The 16,007-nt window shown below is 69.9% G+C and carries 12 protein-coding genes and 1 pseudogene; 7 read left to right on the forward strand and 6 right to left on the reverse strand.

From position 1 onward, the window contains the following. Nucleotides 1–4,516 (reverse strand): ATP-dependent helicase (locus ADL12_RS08850; RefSeq protein ID WP_062700323.1); only part of this gene is annotated, 4,516 nt, incomplete at its 3' end. 169 nt (nucleotides 4,517–4,685) lie between these two features. Here ADL12_RS08850 and ADL12_RS08855 point away from each other — a divergent pair. The 3 genes and pseudogenes from ADL12_RS08855 (at nucleotide 4,686) to ADL12_RS08865 (ending at nucleotide 6,592) form a co-directional block, all read left to right on the forward strand. Further along, nucleotides 4,686–5,524: pseudogene (locus ADL12_RS08855) on the forward strand (AraC family transcriptional regulator). 22 nt (nucleotides 5,525–5,546) lie between these two features. Then, nucleotides 5,547–6,287: an AzlC family ABC transporter permease gene (locus ADL12_RS08860; protein ID WP_062700325.1), complete on the forward strand. Its 741-nt coding sequence runs from the start codon at nucleotides 5,547–5,549 to the stop codon at nucleotides 6,285–6,287. Continuing rightward, the gene (locus ADL12_RS08865) at nucleotides 6,284–6,592 is read left to right on the forward strand and encodes an AzlD domain-containing protein (protein ID WP_062700327.1); all 309 of its coding nucleotides are present in this window, start codon (nucleotides 6,284–6,286) and stop codon (nucleotides 6,590–6,592) included. Before ADL12_RS08860 ends, ADL12_RS08865 begins: the two co-directional genes overlap by 4 nt. A gap of 7 nt (nucleotides 6,593–6,599) precedes the next feature. On the opposite strand, the gene ADL12_RS08870 is transcribed toward ADL12_RS08865, so the two are convergent. Continuing rightward, nucleotides 6,600–7,544 carry a hypothetical protein gene (locus ADL12_RS08870; RefSeq protein WP_062700329.1) on the reverse strand — a complete coding sequence of 315 codons (945 nt, stop codon included), beginning with the start codon at nucleotides 7,542–7,544 and terminating at the stop codon, nucleotides 6,600–6,602. A gap of 968 nt (nucleotides 7,545–8,512) precedes the next feature. Here ADL12_RS08870 and ADL12_RS53825 point away from each other — a divergent pair. Next, nucleotides 8,513–8,650, forward strand: coding sequence for a hypothetical protein (locus ADL12_RS53825; protein ID WP_159053114.1), 138 nt, complete (start codon nucleotides 8,513–8,515; stop codon nucleotides 8,648–8,650). Nucleotides 8,651–8,856: 206 nt separating this feature from the next. On the opposite strand, the gene ADL12_RS08875 is transcribed toward ADL12_RS53825, so the two are convergent. Next, a complete protein-coding gene (locus ADL12_RS08875; protein WP_062700331.1) occupies nucleotides 8,857–9,387 on the reverse strand; it encodes a secondary thiamine-phosphate synthase enzyme YjbQ in 531 nt (176 codons plus the stop codon). Nucleotides 9,388–10,018: 631 nt separating this feature from the next. Between ADL12_RS08875 and ADL12_RS08880 the strand changes: the two genes are divergently transcribed. From ADL12_RS08880 to ADL12_RS08890, 3 genes are all read left to right on the forward strand, one after another. Beyond that, nucleotides 10,019–11,902 carry a PLP-dependent aminotransferase family protein gene (locus ADL12_RS08880; protein WP_208614499.1) on the forward strand — a complete coding sequence of 628 codons (1,884 nt, stop codon included), beginning with the start codon at nucleotides 10,019–10,021 and terminating at the stop codon, nucleotides 11,900–11,902. Between the two features lie 484 nt (nucleotides 11,903–12,386). Beyond that, nucleotides 12,387–12,674, forward strand: a complete 288-nt coding sequence (locus ADL12_RS08885) for a hypothetical protein (RefSeq protein WP_062700335.1) — start codon at nucleotides 12,387–12,389, stop codon at nucleotides 12,672–12,674. Between the two features lie 52 nt (nucleotides 12,675–12,726). Then, the gene (locus ADL12_RS08890; protein ID WP_062700338.1) at nucleotides 12,727–13,566 is read left to right on the forward strand and encodes a transposase family protein; all 840 of its coding nucleotides are present in this window, start codon (nucleotides 12,727–12,729) and stop codon (nucleotides 13,564–13,566) included. Between the two features lie 432 nt (nucleotides 13,567–13,998). On the opposite strand, the gene ADL12_RS53830 is transcribed toward ADL12_RS08890, so the two are convergent. Genes ADL12_RS53830 through ADL12_RS53835 form a run of 3 tightly spaced genes read right to left on the reverse strand, consistent with a single transcriptional unit; the run spans nucleotide 13,999 to nucleotide 15,613 of the window. Then, nucleotides 13,999–14,163: a hypothetical protein gene (locus ADL12_RS53830; protein WP_159053115.1), complete on the reverse strand. Its 165-nt coding sequence runs from the start codon at nucleotides 14,161–14,163 to the stop codon at nucleotides 13,999–14,001. Next, nucleotides 14,160–15,446, reverse strand: a complete 1,287-nt coding sequence (locus ADL12_RS08895) for a M20 metallopeptidase family protein (protein ID WP_079051926.1) — start codon at nucleotides 15,444–15,446, stop codon at nucleotides 14,160–14,162. The genes ADL12_RS53830 and ADL12_RS08895 overlap by 4 nt, the downstream gene beginning before the upstream one ends. Beyond that, nucleotides 15,443–15,613 (reverse strand): hypothetical protein, encoded by a 171-nt coding sequence (locus ADL12_RS53835; protein ID WP_159053116.1) that lies wholly within the window; start codon nucleotides 15,611–15,613, stop codon nucleotides 15,443–15,445. Before ADL12_RS53835 ends, ADL12_RS08895 begins: the two co-directional genes overlap by 4 nt. Nucleotides 15,614–16,007 lie beyond the last annotated feature (394 nt).

Consider the following 16,007-nt stretch of genomic DNA (forward strand, 5'->3'; position numbering starts at 1 on the left):
GCCGGGCGGGGCCTTGGGGGGTGCGGCCGCGCTGGGGGGCCAGGTCGCGGGGGGAGACGTAGTCGCCTGGGCCGAGGTGGGCGTCCAGGAAGTCGTGGTCGAGGTCCGGGATGTCGTAGGTGGGGGTGCCGTCGGGGTTGTCGTACGCGGGGGTGTTGCCTTGGTCGGCGCCAGTGGTGCCGAAGCCGTCGAGGGTGCCGTAGGTGTCGGATGCGCTGAAGTCGTCGGGGGCACCGCCGGTGTCGGGGGCGCCCGGGGCGGGCAGGCCGTCGCCTCGGTCGCGGGCGTTGGCCACCGCTCGGAGGCGGTCGACCGCGCCGTCCATCGCGAACTGGGCGGCGCCGAGCCCTTCGACCACATAGCCGCGGCGCGCCTGGCCGCTCTCCTCGAAGGCGGACAGGATGCGATACGTCGCCGAGAAGCCGCCCTCGACGCCCTCCGCGGCGACCGCTCCCCGGGTCACCACGCCGTGTCGGTCGAGGAGTGCGCGGGCCAGGGCGTGGGCGCGCACGGTGGGGTCGGGTTCGTGTGCTGGGAGCAGGGACCAGCGGCCGGCGACGGTGGGCGGGCCGGTGCGGGAGGCGGGGCGTGCGGCGGCTGTGAGGGAGCCGTAGCGGCCGCGCGGGACCGTGCGCTTGGCGCGGTGGGCGGTGGAGCCCGCGGTGCGGCCCGAGCCCAGCAGGGAGCGCATGGGGGCGAGCGTGTCGTTCGTCAGGCGCCCCGACCAGGCCAGGTCCCAGAGGATATCGGCGAGTTGGGGGTCGGTGACGTCGGGGTGGGTGGTGGCACGGACCTGGTCGGCGATCTGGCGGAAGAACAGCCCGTAGCCGCCGGACAGGGTGTCCAGGACGGACTGGTGCAGTGCCGTCAGCTCCAGGGGGTGGGGCTGTGGCAGGAGCAGGGGGGCCGCGTCCGCCATGTACAGGGAGACCCAGCCGTCCTTGCCGGGGAGCGAGCCCGCTCCGGCCCAGACGACCTCGCCGGCTGCGGTGAGTTCGTCGAGCATCGCGGGGGTGTAGTTGGCGACGCGGGACGGCAGGACGAGCTTCTCCAGGGCGGACGCGGGTACGGACGCGCCCTGCAACTGCTCGATGGCGCGGACCAGCCCGTCGATGCCGCGCAGCCCGTGGCCCTTGCCGATGTGCTGCCACTGGGGCAGGAACTGCGCGAGCGCGGCCGGTGGCACCGGCTCCAGTTCATGACGCAGGGCGGCGAGGGACCGGCGGCGCAGGCGGCGCAGCACCGCCGCGTCGCACCACTCCTGGCCGATGCCGGCCGGGTGGAACTCGCCTTGTACGACCCTCCCGTTCGCCGCCAGCCGCTGGAGGGCGCCGTCTGTGATGGCCACGCCCAAGCCGAAGCGGGCCGCCGCCGTGGCCGACGTGAACGGGCCGTGGGTGCGGGCATAGCGCGCGAGGAGGTCGCCGAGCGGGTCCTTGACCGGCTCGGTGAAGGCTTCGGGGACGCCGACCGGCAGGGCCGTGCCGAGGGCGTCGCGCAGGCGGCCCGCGTCCTCGATCGCCGCCCAGTGGTCGGTGCCGGCGATGCGGACCTTGATCGCGCGGCGGGCGGCGGCCAACTCCTGGGCCCAGTGCGGTTCGGCGCCCCGCTCGGTCAGCTCGGCGTCGGTGAGCGGGCCGAGGAGACGGAGGACATCGGCGACGCCTTCGATGTCCTTGACGCGACGGTCCTCGGTGCGCCACTGGAGTTCTTGTTCCAGCTCGGTCAGTACCTCGGCGTCGAGCAGCTCGCGCAGTTCCGCCTGGCCGAGCAGCTCGGCCAGCAGCCGCGAGTCCAGTGACAGGGCGGCGGCGCGGCGCTCGGCGAGCGGCGAGTCCCCCTCGTACAGGAACTGGGCGACGTACCCGAAGAGGAGGGAGCGGGCGAAGGGGGACGGCTCGGGGGTGGTGACCTCGACGAGGCGCACCTTGCGGGACTCGAGGTCGCCCATGAGCTCGGTCAGGCCCGGGACGTCGAAGACGTCCTGCAGGCATTCGCGGACCGCCTCCAGGACGATCGGGAACGAGCCGAACTCGCTTGCCACCTGGAGCAGTTGCGCGGCCCGCTGGCGCTGCTGCCACAGCGGGGTGCGCTTGCCGGGGTTACGGCGCGGCAGCAGCAGTGCGCGCGCGGCGCACTCGCGGAAGCGGGCCGCGAACAGGGCCGAGCCGCCCACCTGGTCGGTGACGAGCTGGTCGACGTCGCCCTTGTCGAAGACGACGTCCGCCGCGCCGACGGGTGCCTGGTCGGCGTCGTACTCCGTGCCGGCCTTGGTCGGTTCCTGGTCGAGGAGGTCCAGGCCCATGAGGTCGGCGTCGGGCAGGCGCAGCACGATGCCGTCGTCGGCGTGCATGACCTGGGCGTCCATGCCGTACCGCTCGGAGAGCTTCGCGCCGAGGGCGAGTGCCCAGGGGGCGTGGACCTGGGCGCCGAAGGGGGAGTGCACGACGACCCGCCAGTCGCCGAGTTCGTCGCGGAAGCGCTCGACGACGATGGTGCGGTCGTCCGGGACGTGGCCACAGGCCTCGCGCTGTTCGTCCAGGTAGGACAGGATGTTGTCGGCCGCCCAGGCGTCCAGGCCGGCGGTGAGGAGGCGGAGGCGGGCGTCTTCCCTGGGCAGCGAGCCGACCTCGCGCAGGAACGCGCCCACCGCGCGGCCCAGTTCGAGCGGGCGGCCCAACTGGTCGCCCTTCCAGAAGGGAAGCCTGCCCGGTACGCCCGGGGCGGGGGAGACCAGGACGCGGTCGCGCGTGATGTCCTCGATACGCCAGGAACTGGTGCCGAGCGTGAAGACGTCCCCGACGCGGGACTCGTACACCATCTCTTCGTCGAGTTCGCCGACCCTGCCGCCGCCCTTCTTGGGGTCGGCTCCGGCGAGGAAGACCCCGAAGAGGCCGCGGTCGGGGATGGTGCCCCCGGAGGTGACGGCCAGTCGCTGTGCGCCGGGGCGGCCGGTGATCGTGCCGGCCACGCGGTCCCAGACCACGCGTGGGCGAAGCTCCGCGAAGGCGTCGGACGGGTACCGGCCGGCCAGCATGTCGAGGACCGCGGTGAAGGCGGATTCGGGGAGGGACGCGAAGGGGGCGGCTCGGCGGACGCTGGCGAGGAGGTCGTCGAGCTGCCAGGTGTCCATCGCCGTCATGGCGACGAGCTGCTGGGCGAGGACGTCCAGGGGGTTGGCCGGGACCTTGAGGGACTCGATGGACCCGGTGCGCATCCGTTCGGTGACCACGGCTGCCTGGACGAGGTCGCCGCGGTACTTCGGGAAGACCACGCCGGTGGAGACGGCGCCGACCTGGTGCCCTGCGCGGCCCACGCGCTGCAGGCCGGAGGCGACGGAGGGAGGTGATTCGACCTGGACGACGAGGTCGACCGCGCCCATGTCGATGCCCAGTTCGAGGCTGGACGTGGCCACCACTGCGGGGAGGCGGCCCGCCTTGAGGTCCTCCTCGACCAGGGCGCGCTGTTCCTTGGAGACCGAGCCGTGGTGGGCACGCGCGATGACCGGCGGTGCGCCCTGGGCCGCGCCCGAACCGCCCATGAGCTCGGCCGGGGCATGGTGCTCGTCCAGGGTTTCGCCGGTGGCCCGCTCGTAGGCGATCTCGTTGAGGCGGTTGCACAGGCGCTCCGCGAGCCGGCGGGAGTTGGCGAAGACGATCGTGGAGCGGTGGGCTTGGACCAGGTCGGTGATCCGCTCCTCCACGTGCGGCCAGATCGAGGGGCGTTCCGCGCCTTCGGAGCCGTCGGCGACCGGGGAGCCGCCGAGTTCGGCGAGATCCTCGACGGGGACCACGACCGAGAGGTCGAATTCCTTGCCCGACTTCGGCTGGACGATCTCCACCTTGCGGCGCGGGGAGAGGTAACGGGCCACCTCGTCGACCGGGCGGACGGTCGCGGAGAGGCCGATGCGGCGGGCCGGCTTCGCAAGGAGCTCGTCCAGGCGCTCCAAGGAGAGCGCGAGGTGGGCGCCGCGCTTGGTGCCCGCCACCGCGTGGACCTCGTCGAGGATCACCGTCTCGATGCCGGTCAGGGCGTCGCGGGTCGCTGACGTCAGCATCAGGAAGAGGGATTCCGGGGTGGTGATCAGAATGTCCGGGGGGCGGGTCGACAGGGCCCGGCGCTCTGCGGCGGGGGTGTCGCCCGAGCGGATGCCGACCTTCACTTCGGGCTCGGGCAGGCCCAGGCGTACGGATTCCTGGCGGATGCCGGTCAGAGGGCTGCGGAGGTTGCGCTCCACGTCGACGGCGAGGGCCTTGAGAGGGGAGACGTAGAGGACGCGGCAGCGCTTCTTGGGGTCGGCGGGTGGGGGTGTGGAGGCGAGTTGGTCCAGGGCGGCGAGGAAGGCGGCCAGGGTCTTGCCGGAGCCGGTGGGGGCGACCACCAGCACGTCCGAGCCCTCGCGGATGGCCTGCCACGCGCCTGACTGGGCTGCGGTGGGCGCGGAGAACGCCCCCGTGAACCAGCCGCGGGTCGCGGGGGAGAAGCCTTGCAGGGCTCGGGCTGCTGAGCTGACCATGCGTCCATCCTGCACCCGGGGACTGACAATGGGGCTGAGCTGGGGAAATGTCTTCGGCACGCGGCTGCCGCCCACGGAGGTCCGGTGGTTGGGCCGGGGGTGCCTGCGGCGGCCCTGGGCGGCTGGGGGCCACCCGGACGACCGCCGTCGTCCCGGCGAGAATGGATGCATGGCGGGTTCAGGCGAGCGGGCGCGGCACTGGCGGTACGCCGAATTGCCCGGAGTCGATCTGCTGCGGGCCGGTACATCCGGAAGACGTTCGTGCGGCACACCCACGAGAGCTTTGTGATCGCCGCCATCGCCGATGGTGTGGAGGTCTTTCACTGCCGGGGTGCCGATCAGTACGCGGGGGCCGGTGCCCTGGCCCTGGTCAATCCGGATACGCCGCATACGGGGCGGGCGGGGGTTCCCGAGGGGTGGCAGTACGGGGCTGTGTACCCGTTGCCGGAGGTGGTGGCCGAGGTCGCGGCCGAGACCACCGTGATCCGCGGGACACCGGGGTTCATCAGGCCGGTGCTCGATGATCCGTACACCGTGGGGCTCGTGCATCAGGTGCTGCGTGCCGCTGACGAGGGCAACGCGCTGGCCGCCGACACTCTGTTCCGGGTCGCCGTGACCCGGCTGCTGCGGCTGAACGGTGGGGCTCTGCCGCAGCGGGAGGTGCGGACGGCGGGGGCCCGGATCGCGCTACGCGCGCGTGCGGTGCTGGAAGGGCGGATGGCCGAGCCGCCGAGTCTGGAGAGGCTGGCCTCGGATCTCGGCACCGGTCCGTTCGCTTTGCTGCGGGCGTTTCGGGATCTGTACGGAATGCCGCCGCATGCCTGGCTGACCGATGCGCGGGTACGGCGGGCTCGGCTGCTGTTGGAAGCGGGTGTCTCGCCGGCGGAGGCTGCCGTTGCGGTGGGATTCACTGATCAACCGCATCTGAACCGGCACTTCACCCGGATTGTCGGCGTTCCTCCGGGGGCCTACCAGCGGGAGCGCAAGAACGTACAAGACGCCGGGTGACAGTCGGCTTAGCGTCGCGGTCGTGGCAGAACAGAGAACTCTCTCAGAGCTCCGCGCGGACGGAGGCAAGCCCGATGCCGTCGTCGTACGGGATGCCCTGGGCGTCGGAGTCGCCGTCGGGCTGTCCGGGTTCGCCTTCGGGGTGACGTCGGCGGGCAGCGGGCTCACGCTCGTGCAGACCTGTGCGCTCAGCCTGCTGGTGTTCACGGGAGCGTCGCAGTTCGCGCTCGTGGGGGCGCTCGCGGCCGGCGGCGGTGCGCTGACCGCGGCTGCGGGTGCCTTCTTCCTCGGAGTGCGCAACGCCTTCTACGGGCTGCGGCTGTCGCAGTTGCTGAGCCTCACGCGCGCGGTGCGGCCGTTCGCCGCGCAATGGGTGATCGACGAGACGGCGGCTGTCGCGCTGGCCCAGCCGACGCGGCGCAGTGCGCGCATCGGCTTCGTGGTGACAGGGCTCAGCTTGTACGTGCTGTGGAACCTCACCACACTGCTCGGTGCGCTCGGGGCAGAGGCAATCGGTGACACAGATGCCTGGGGGCTCGATGCGGCCGGGCCCGCTGTGTTCCTGGCGTTGCTCGCGCCGATGCTGAAGTCCGCGACCGAACGTGCTGTCGCCGGTCTTGCCGCGCTGCTGGGGCTGGGGTTGTTGCCTGTGCTGCCCGCCGGCGTGTCTGTACTGGTGGCCGCGCTCGCAGCGCCGCTCGTGCTGTGGGCGGAAGGGCGTCGCAGGGGAGACGGCACAGACGTACGGGAGGGGGAGCGGTGAGCATCTGGGGCGCCGTCGCAGTCACCGCTCTGGGTTGTTACGCCGTCAAGCTCGTCGGGCTGCTGGTGCCCGCGGGCGCTCTTGAGAAGCCTCTCGTCCGGCGTCTTGCCGCACTGTTGCCGGTGGCCCTCCTTGCCGCCCTCACGGCCCAGCAGACGTTTGGCGACGGGCAGGCGCCGGCGCTGGACGCGCGGGCGGCCGGAGTCGCTGCGGCCGCGGTGGCGCTCGTCCTGCGGGCCCCGTTCCTGCTCGTCGTCGCGGCGGCCGTGGTGGTGACGGCGGGGGTGCGGGCCATGGGCGGGTGAGGGCGGGTCAGCCGATGTGGCGGCCGTATGCCCTGAGGGTGCGCAGCGCCGCGATCGTCACCATGGGGCGTGCCTCCAGGGCGGTGCCCGGCGCCCACTGGCGCCAGTTGATCGGCCAGCCTCCGTCCTCCTGCTGTTCGCCGGCGAGGTGGTCGAGGGAGCGGCTCATCTCGTCGTCCGTGAACCACGCGCGCGCGAGGGAGCGCGGCGTCCGCGCGTAGTCGTGCGGGAAGTGGTGCTCGCCGGGGGCGTAGCCGGGTGGGACCGGGTACGCGGCGAGGTCGTCCGGCTCCAGCGCCGCCAGGCGCTGCTCGCGCACCAGGCGGCCCAGGCGGTCGGCGGCTGCCTCCGCGCGCGTGCGGTCGGGAGCGGAGTCCAGGAAGGCCACGGCGGCCTCGATCTCGTACGGATGGGACTTCTCCAGGGATTCGACCGCCTGCCAGCAGAAGTCCGTGGCCCGGAACAGCCAGGCGTGCCACACCTCGTTGCGGTGCAGCAGACCGACCACCGGCCCGGTGGCCAGGAGTGAGCTGGGCGGGTCGTCCACGATCGGGATGAAGGGGGCCGCGGGGTAGCCGCGCTGGCTGGGGTGGATGGCCGGGAGTGCGCCGTCCGCGGTGGAGACCGAGGTGAGGTAGCGGCACACGCGGTCGACGCGCTGCCCGCCGCAGCGTTCGATGGCGTCCAGGATGTGCAATGCGTGGCCGGTGTGCAGTGGCTGGCTGACCGGGCCGCGCAGATCGGGCTCCAGCGCGTGGCCGTACCCGCCGTCCTCGTTGCGATAGGCGTCCAGCGCGGTCTCCACCGCGTCGGCGGCGCCGTTCAGGAAGTGATACGCGAAGAGGCGCTGTTCGAGCACGCGCGCGGTGAGCCAGACGAACTGCTCGGCGCGGAAGAGCGGGGAGCGCGCCGGGGGCGTCGCGGGGAGTGGGGAAGCTCCTGTTTCGGCCATGGGTCAGACCGTAGGGCGGAAAGCGGTCTCGGCAAGCGGTCCCGGCGCAGGCCCACTCTCAGGGGCGGGATACTGGACGCATGCGGTTGACGGTCTTCTGGCAGCGGAGGCGCCGCCGACCTGCGGAGATCTTCGCGAGTTAGTGCGATGACCTGCACTGTTGTGCGGAATCCAAAACCCTCCGCGTCCCGGCCCGTCCCGGGCTGAAACTCCCTGGAAACCCCCTGGGTGAGGGTGCGACCAGGGAGTTTTGTGCCGTCGGCTTGGCCTGATGGTGACGACTCTCTGTGACTGTCTGTGTGCTTTACCTTCTGGTGCTGGTCTACCGCCAGCTACCTGGATGAGGGCGTGCGGCGACGACCCGACGAGCTTCTCGGGGCGGCCGCGTACGACGCGACACCGCGGCGCCGGGCGTACGGCGCCTCTATGTCTTCCGTCAAGTGAGGCGTGGGGTTCGACTCCCCTAGGCTCCACTTGGGAATGCCCTCTGACCTGCGGAAACGTGGTTTCAGAGGGCATTTCTCGTGCCCATCGGTGGGCGCGGTGGTGCCCATCAGGGGTAGCGGAGTCCTTGATTCCCAAGGGGTTTGCAGGCTCGCGTCTCCCCCGCTGATCCCCTGGAACCTGTAGCGAAGCGAGACCTGGGTCGGTGCGAGGTGTCGCCGTCGCCGACGTGCAACGGCTCGCCGTGCCCCATCTGCTCTCCACTCCGCGGGGCGTCGTCTGGGAGATCTCCACCGCCTCCGCGGCGCAGACCCGGCGGCTGTTCGTCGCCGAGCCGGACGGCAGGGTCGTCGGCGCTGTCCGCGCGTCGCTGCTGCACGACACCAGCGTCCCGGGCCAGGCCGAGGGCCACCCCTCATGTCCATCCGGACCACCGCCGCCACGGCGCCGGCCATGCCCTGCTGGCCTCTACCGAGGCCACCGCGGATGCCCTGCACGCCACCGCTGCCTGCGCCCGTTTCCTGGTGGAGGAGAAGCAGGCGCACTACCTGCTGGTGGTCAAGGCCAACCAGCTGGCGCTGTTTGCGACGCTGCGGGCGCTGCCCTGGCGGGAGGCCACCGGCTGCGGAACAACGGCGCGGATGTCCCACAGCCGCAGGTGACTGCGTGGCTGGCACGGGAAGAGTAGGCCCGGCCTGCAAGAACAGTGAACTGATCGGCTGACCCACCAGCATGACGAGCGCCTCACAGTTTCAGCTGCGAGGCGCTTGCGCTACATCGGACCGAAACGATCAGCGCATCCGCTCAGGCGAGCCTTCCCCTGGCACGAGCTCGGGCGGCTGCGCGGGCCAGCTGCCCACGGGTTGGGTCAGACAGGGTGGCCCAGGTCGTCGTTGATACGGACGAGGAGTTCGCGGGTGCGGGGGCCGTCGTGTTCAGCCAGCATGATCGCCTGCCACTGGCCGAGGTAGAGCGCACCCTCGGTAATGGGGACATGCAGTTCGGGGTGGGTAGCGATCACGGCGCGCAGGTGGGCGTGGCCGTTGTCCCGCTCACCGTGCAGGGTCCGTTCTGCAAGGGTGCGGTCCTTGTCATGGTTGTAGGGGTGGCGGCTGCTGTGCGGGAGGAGGCGTTCGAGGGCCCGGCCGGTATCGGCCTCCAGGCCAACGTCGAGCTCATTGACTAGCAGCCCGCAGGTGGTGTGCCCGCAGTACACGTGCACTGTCCCCTCGATCACGTCGGCCTCGGACACGAGCTGGTGCAGCTGCCCAGTCAGATCCACCGTGCTCTCGGGGCCGTTGGTGGCCACCCGTAGCTGGGCCGTGAGGATGAGGCGGCTGCCCGGAGGCATGACGTGGCGGGAGGTAACGTCGATGTCGGCATGTGACACGGCGGTCATGAAATCTCCAAATGCGGCGGGTTTCAGTGTCTCCTCTGCCCAGGGTGGATGCCGCCTCGCTCACCGTCGCGAACAATGGCCCAAACAGGTGAATCATCGGTGAAGGGACCGACCGGTCGCCGTGTCACTGACGGTTGGCATGTTTGTCCGGGGGTTCGGAGAGCGCGGTGAGCCCGTCACCTGACCCTCGGACAAGCCTTGGTAATGCAGTGGGATTTCACTATTCCCGTTGGTCAGAAGCGCAGTTTCGAGCCCAGCGAGCTGACGGCCCATCAGTGTCGGCTTTCGGTAAGCCGGTCGGTTCGGCGGCCTTCAGGCACGGGTGCGTCGGAACTGGGCAGTGCGTTGAGTAAGGGCCGCGAGCTGCCGCACGGGCCTGCGGGCCGACGCGGGCGAAAGCGGTCCGCGCAGCACGGTGTGCCAGGGTGCCGACGTCCCGCACGCTCCTGTCGGGATGGGAAATCGCCCCGATTACTCTGCCGGCTCATTCCGGAGCCTCGCTCGGGGGTCGTGCGGTCCGGTCATCACTCGATCGATCGGCGTGTGTGGCGGGTACTCCTTTGCGCCTGAAAGATCTGTTTCGAGCGGATGTATACGCATCCCATCGCGGACGTCTCTGGAGGATGAGCGCATGACGCATACAGGGCGCACGGCTGGAGTCCACCACTCCAGCGTCCCCTACGGTCCGGACCACATGCCCTGGTCGCAGATCTTGATGTCGCAGGGGCTGGCGGACGGATTTCCGGCTCCGATCAGCGACCCGGTGTTCGACCCGTGCACCGTGTATCCGGCGGAGGAGGAACTACCCGACGAGAAGTACCAGCTCCCGCCGTCCGGGCTGACCAAGGAACAGCGGCGGAAGGCGCTGGACAACCTGGACGAGTATCTGATCCGCAAGCGGGAGTACATGCTCGGCTACCAGGTCAACCAGGACATGGACGGCTACAGGCTGGACCTGTCCCGGTTCATGGAGCACCACGTCAACAACGTCGGCGACCCCTTCCGCTCGGGTGGCTACAAGCCGAACACCAAGGTCATCGAGCGCGCCGTGCTCGACTACTACGCGGCGCTGTGGAACGCCAAGTGGCCGCACAAAGCCGATGACCCGGAGTCGTACTGGGGCTACATGCTCTCGATGGGGTCCACCGAGGGCAACATGTACGCCCTCTGGAACGCGCGTGACTATCTGTCGGGCAGGGCGCTGATCGTCAACCCCACCCGTCCGGCCGACGGCATGCTGTATGTACAGGGCCAGGTCACGGCCGAGACCTTCGCGGCGGAGGACAAAGAAGAGGCGGAACGCAAGCGGCGCAACGCCTTGCGGCCGGTGGTCTTCTACTCGGAGGACACCCACTACTCCTTCACCAAGGCCGTCCGTGTGCTGGGCTTCCAGACCTTCCACGAGATGGCGATGAGCGAGCCCCGGTACACGAACGCCAATCCGCTCGGCGGGGCATGGCCCACCGAGGTCCCCTCACTGACCGGCACCGAGTCCTCGGCCGACGGCCCAGGGGAGATCGACATCGACAAGCTGGCCACCCTGGTCGAGTTCTTCGCCAACAACGGCCACCCCATCATGGTCAGCCTCAACCTGGGCAGCACCTTCAAGGGCGCGCACGACAACGTCGGCGCGGTCTGCGAAAAGCTGCTCCCGATCTTCGAGGAACACCACCTGGTCGAGCGCGAGATCGAGTACGAGAAGGGCAAGAAGGACATCCGGCGCGGCTTCTGGATCCATGTCGACGGCGCGCTCGGCGCCGCGTATGCGCCGTTCCTGCGCATGGCGGAGGACAACCCGGGCTATGCGCATGTGCCGGAAGTGAAGATGACCGAGTTCGACTTCGGACTTCAGCTGCCGCGGGTGGGCGTTCCCGAGGCACCGCCCGTGGACATGATCAGTTCGATCGCGATGAGCGGGCACAAGTGGCCCGGGGCGCCATGGCCGTGCGGCATCTACATGACCAAGGTCAAGTACCAGCTCAAGCCGCCCGCCTCACCCCAGTACATCGGTGCGCCGGACACGACGTTCGCGGGCTCGCGCAACGGCTTCTCACCGGTGATCCTCTGGGACTACCTGGCCAAGCACTCCTACGACCAGCAGATCTCGGGAATCCTGCGGGCGCAGCGGCTCGCCCGCTATCTGGAGCAGCAACTCAAGCGCCTCTCCCACAACATCGGCATCGATCTCTGGGTGGCACGGACTCCGGGGACCCTCACGGTCCGCTTCCGCAAGCCCAACCCCGAGCTGGTCGCCAAGTGGTCCTTGTCCTCGCAGCAAGTGGTCATGAATCCGCAGGAGAAGAACCCGAAGAGGATCCGGCGGCGTGACTATGCGCACGTGTTCGTCATGGCGTCGACGACGGAGGAGCAGATCGACGCACTGATCAAGGATCTGCACCGGGCGGACGCGTTCCCGGAGCAGATCATTCTGCCGATCATCGAGCCCGTACCCGAACTACTGGATGAGGCAGTGTCATTGGCCCTCGTGCCGGAGGCCGGCCGAGGGTTCGAGTGACGCCTCCGTTCCACAGCTCCCCGGGCTCGGGGCAGGGCACCGCGCCCCTGCCCCGAGCACAGGACCCGCGAACGGTGCGGCGGGGTAGGCGTTCACCACGAGCGAGTCGACGGGCATGGACGCTCGTGAACCGTTCCCGAGCGGAAGGGAAGTCCTCGCCGAGTCGGCCAGCAGTCGGTCCCGAAGAGTCTGGCGATGGTCATCCGGCAGGTCCCGGTCCGGGACCAGCAGGATGGTGTTGGATACGGCTCCTGTGGCGGTGTTGATGGGGGGCGATGTGTGGGTCCGATCCGGGACCGGGGTGGCGGACAAGTGCGCCTGCGGCACGGCTGTTCACCAGGAACGGGGAGAGGACGAAGGGCACATGTGCGTCTGTGCGGAGGCCTTCAGGGCTTCGAAACGGCATCCAGGTGCTGTCGGGCACGAGTCGCCGTTGCAGGACGAGCGTGTGCTCGGCTGAGCGCTTCATCAGCAGGTCGAGCCAATGCTTCTCGGTGACCTGGTGACCGGCGACAAAGCCGGAGCCTCCGCGACCGCAAGAGGGTTTGACGACAAGATCAATCCGATGCCGGACGGCCTGTGCCGCGATGTGCCGACGCCGGGTGGCGGACTGCGCCGGTCCCAGCCACGCCGTCCATGGCACGTGGCTGAGGATCAGGTCGCGGTCCGCGGGGGCGAAGAGTTCCAGATCCGGCGGGCGAAGATGACCAAGCTCGCCGACCGCGGCTGGCTGCACAAGCGGGGCGACAGGCGGTTCACGGCACGTCCGTAGTCGCGCGGGGCGCGCCCATAACTGACGGGCCTCCGACGGCAGTTGAGTTTGTGTGACGAAAAAGAACAGCTCCATCGAGGGCCCTGACGGACTAGTCTGCACCGCCCGCCTGCCGCTGTCGAGTGCCACCCTGAACTGGCTCGCCGACCTGATACGTGGCCACCTGAAGAAGATCGGCTCCAGGTGGCGTGCCCTGCCCGCGGGGAAGATCGCCACCATCGTGCTGGCGGTGCTGCGCTGTGACCAGCGGCCCGGCGACCTGGCCGGCGGCAACGGAGTGCACCGCACCACCGTGGCCCGATGGGTCCGGGAGGTCGTCGGCCTGCTCGCCACCCGCGCCCCACGGCTAGACCGGGCCCTGAAGAAGATCGCCCGAACAAGCGGCGGCATCGTGCTGCTGGACGGATCGGTGATCCGCACCCGGCGCGGAACCGGGAAGGACAACCGGAAGAACTACTCCGGCAAGAACAAATGCCACGGCCTGCTCGTGATCGCCCTCACCGACGACCGGGGCCGACTGCTGTGGATCTCGGCGGCCCGCCCCGGGCGCACCTCGGAGATCACCGCCTGCCGGCACGACAAGCTCACCCAGAAACTACGGGAAGTCGGGCTCGGAGCCATCGCCGACCTCGGATTCGTCGGCCTCGACGGCGGCGGCCCCGACGCCGACCCGGCGGTGATCACCGGCTACAAGGCCGCCCGTAACCGGCCCCTGACGCGAGGCCAGAAGCTGTCCAACGCGGCACTGGCGGCCGTCCGGGCACCCGTCGAGCACGGCTTCGCCCACCTCAAGAACTGGCGCGTCCTTGGCAAGGTACGCACCGACCCCGCCTGGGCGACCGCCCTGGTCCGGGCCTTGCTGGTCCTCACGAACCGCGAAGTCGCCCGATGACCGACGATCTTCACCAGAGCCACCTGCCAGCGACCAGTACGAGCATCCCGAACCCCGCGCACACCAGCCCCGTGACCAGCAACTTCAGCTTCCACACCTCTCACTGGAGAGCTGCGGCTGAACGCGGCCACCATGCGCGGTTGCAATGGCCATCGCCGAGCTGCTCTGCGCGGCAAGGCAGCGAGTTGGCCACGATCCGGCGAAGGTTGCTCCCTGCCCAGTGGTCGTCATCGTCGGCTCTCCCATGCCTCAGAAGACTTGACCCGACGGAGGCTCATTCGGCTCGCTGGAAGAGAGCCCCCGAGTTACGAGCTCACCACGAGGTCATGGACGTGGAGGGCGGACGCGGGGTCGGCTTCGCCCCACCATTCGGGGTCGGCACGCTCGTGGACGGTGATGGCGGCGACGGCCTGGCCGACGCGGAAGGCGAGGTTAGCAGTCGCCCGTCTCGATCGCTTCCTCCGCGCGCCACCGACGCGGCGGGCATTGCCCCTGGTCGAGGCCCCGGTCGGCCCGCCAGCGGCTCGTCTCCAGCCACGGCCCCTCGACCTGCTCGAGTTCGGCGGGGAGAGCGACGCGTCTGTCGGAGGCCGTCACGGCGCGGGCTCCGGTCCGGCTCCGGCAAGGAAGGCCAGCGCCACGGCTGCGTGGCAGGCGATGCCCGACGCGATCGCGTTCTCGTCCATGTCCATGCGGGGCGAGTGCAGTGATGGGGCCTCGTGCGGTGCCAGGCCCGGTGGGCACACGCCGAGAAAGGCCAGGGCGCCGGGGACTGCCCGGAGGACGTAGGAGAAGTCCTCCGACGTCATCTGCGTAGCTGTCAGGACGTCCACATTCTCTGTTCCGAGCACGCCCGCGGCCGTTCGCAGGACGAAGTCGGTGAATCCGGGGTCGTTGAAGGCGGCCGGATAAACCGGCTCGACGATCGCATCGGCCTTTGCTCCGTGAGCCGCGCCCACGCCCTCGGCCACCCTGATGATCCCCTCGTGCAGCCTCTTCCGGGTCGGCTCGGACAGGGTGCGCAGGGTACCGCCCAGCTCCGCTGTGTCCGGGATGATGCCCATGGCCGTACCCGCGGTCAGGCGCGTCACGCTCAGAACGGCCTTCTCATCGGCGGACAGGCTGCGGGTGACCATCGTCTGCAACGCCAGCACGATCTCGCACGCCACGGGCACCGGGTCGCACGTCGTGTGCGGCGCGGAGGCGTGGCCGCCGCGCCCGCGCACGAGGACCCGGAACCGGTCGGAGGCCGCCAGCTGCGGGCCTGGGCGCAACCGCAGCGCGCCCGCGGGCAGGTTGGGGTGCACATGGAGGGCGAAGGCGGCGTCGGCTCTGCGTCGGGACGCCTCCAGCACACCCTCCTCGATCATGTGGCGGGCTCCCTGATGGCCCTCCTCGCCAGGCTGGAACATGAACACCACGCGTCCGGCGATTCCTTCGCGCCGCTCGGCCAGCAGCCGTGCGGCGCCCACGAGCATCGCCGTGTGAGCGTCATGGCCGCACGCGTGCATGAGCCCGGCGGTCCGCGAGGCGAACGGCAGGCTGGTCTCCTCGGCGACCGGCAAAGCGTCCATGTCGGCACGCAGGAGGATCGTCGGGCCGTCGGCCGCCCCGGTGAGGACCGCGGTGACGGAGGACAGCATGCGGCCAGTGCGGATCTCCAGGCCGAGGCCGTCGAGCGCGCCCAGCACCAGGTGTTGCGTCGCCGGCAGGTCGAGACCCAGCTCCGGATTACGGTGCACTGCGCGGCGCAGGGCAACCGCTTCGGGGGCCAAGCGGCGAGCCTCATCGAGGACAGACGGGTCTGCGGTGGACTCGACGGCCTGCCGCGCGAGAGCGGCATTCAGCGCGCGGTGCGAAGCCCGAGGCGGAGGTGTCATGCAACCGTTCTCCTTCCCGCACGCGCCCCGCGTACTGACAGGATGGCGGATTCCGTCTGCTGAACAGGCAGCGACGCGCTGACGTCCGCGTCGAGGCCGACCATGAGGTCGCCATCCACGGTTGGATCCACGAGCGCATCGAATTCGGCAAGGAAATACACTGCCACGCTCGCAGCAGAAAGGATTCCTCAACGGCGAGAACGGAGACGCGGGAACTTCTTCACCGATTGAACATCGACGAGGGCGCGCATTGGGGAATCCCGGAATGCGCCGGCCGAGGATTCTGAAAGCAATCCAACCCGCTCGCGGTATCGCCCCGGAGAGCTTTCACCGACACCGTGCAGCAGCTCAAGTACCCTTACAGTAACTGAAGTTGATCCAGCACCAGAATACCGCGAGCCCGATGAAGCAACTTAGTGCTACAACAGCGTCTGCGGTGCCTGCATTCGGGTGGCAATTACGTGCACGTGCCCGAACTCACTCTCGTAGCTGGCACGATGAGTGCACGATCGGAAGGCCTTGCCATACGGGGTGTCTTCTCCGTCGTGTGAGTGTGTCGTC

The sequence above is a fragment of the Streptomyces regalis genome (assembly GCF_001509475.1).
In the GTDB taxonomy this organism is placed as follows: Bacteria; Actinomycetota; Actinomycetes; order Streptomycetales; family Streptomycetaceae; genus Streptomyces; species Streptomyces regalis.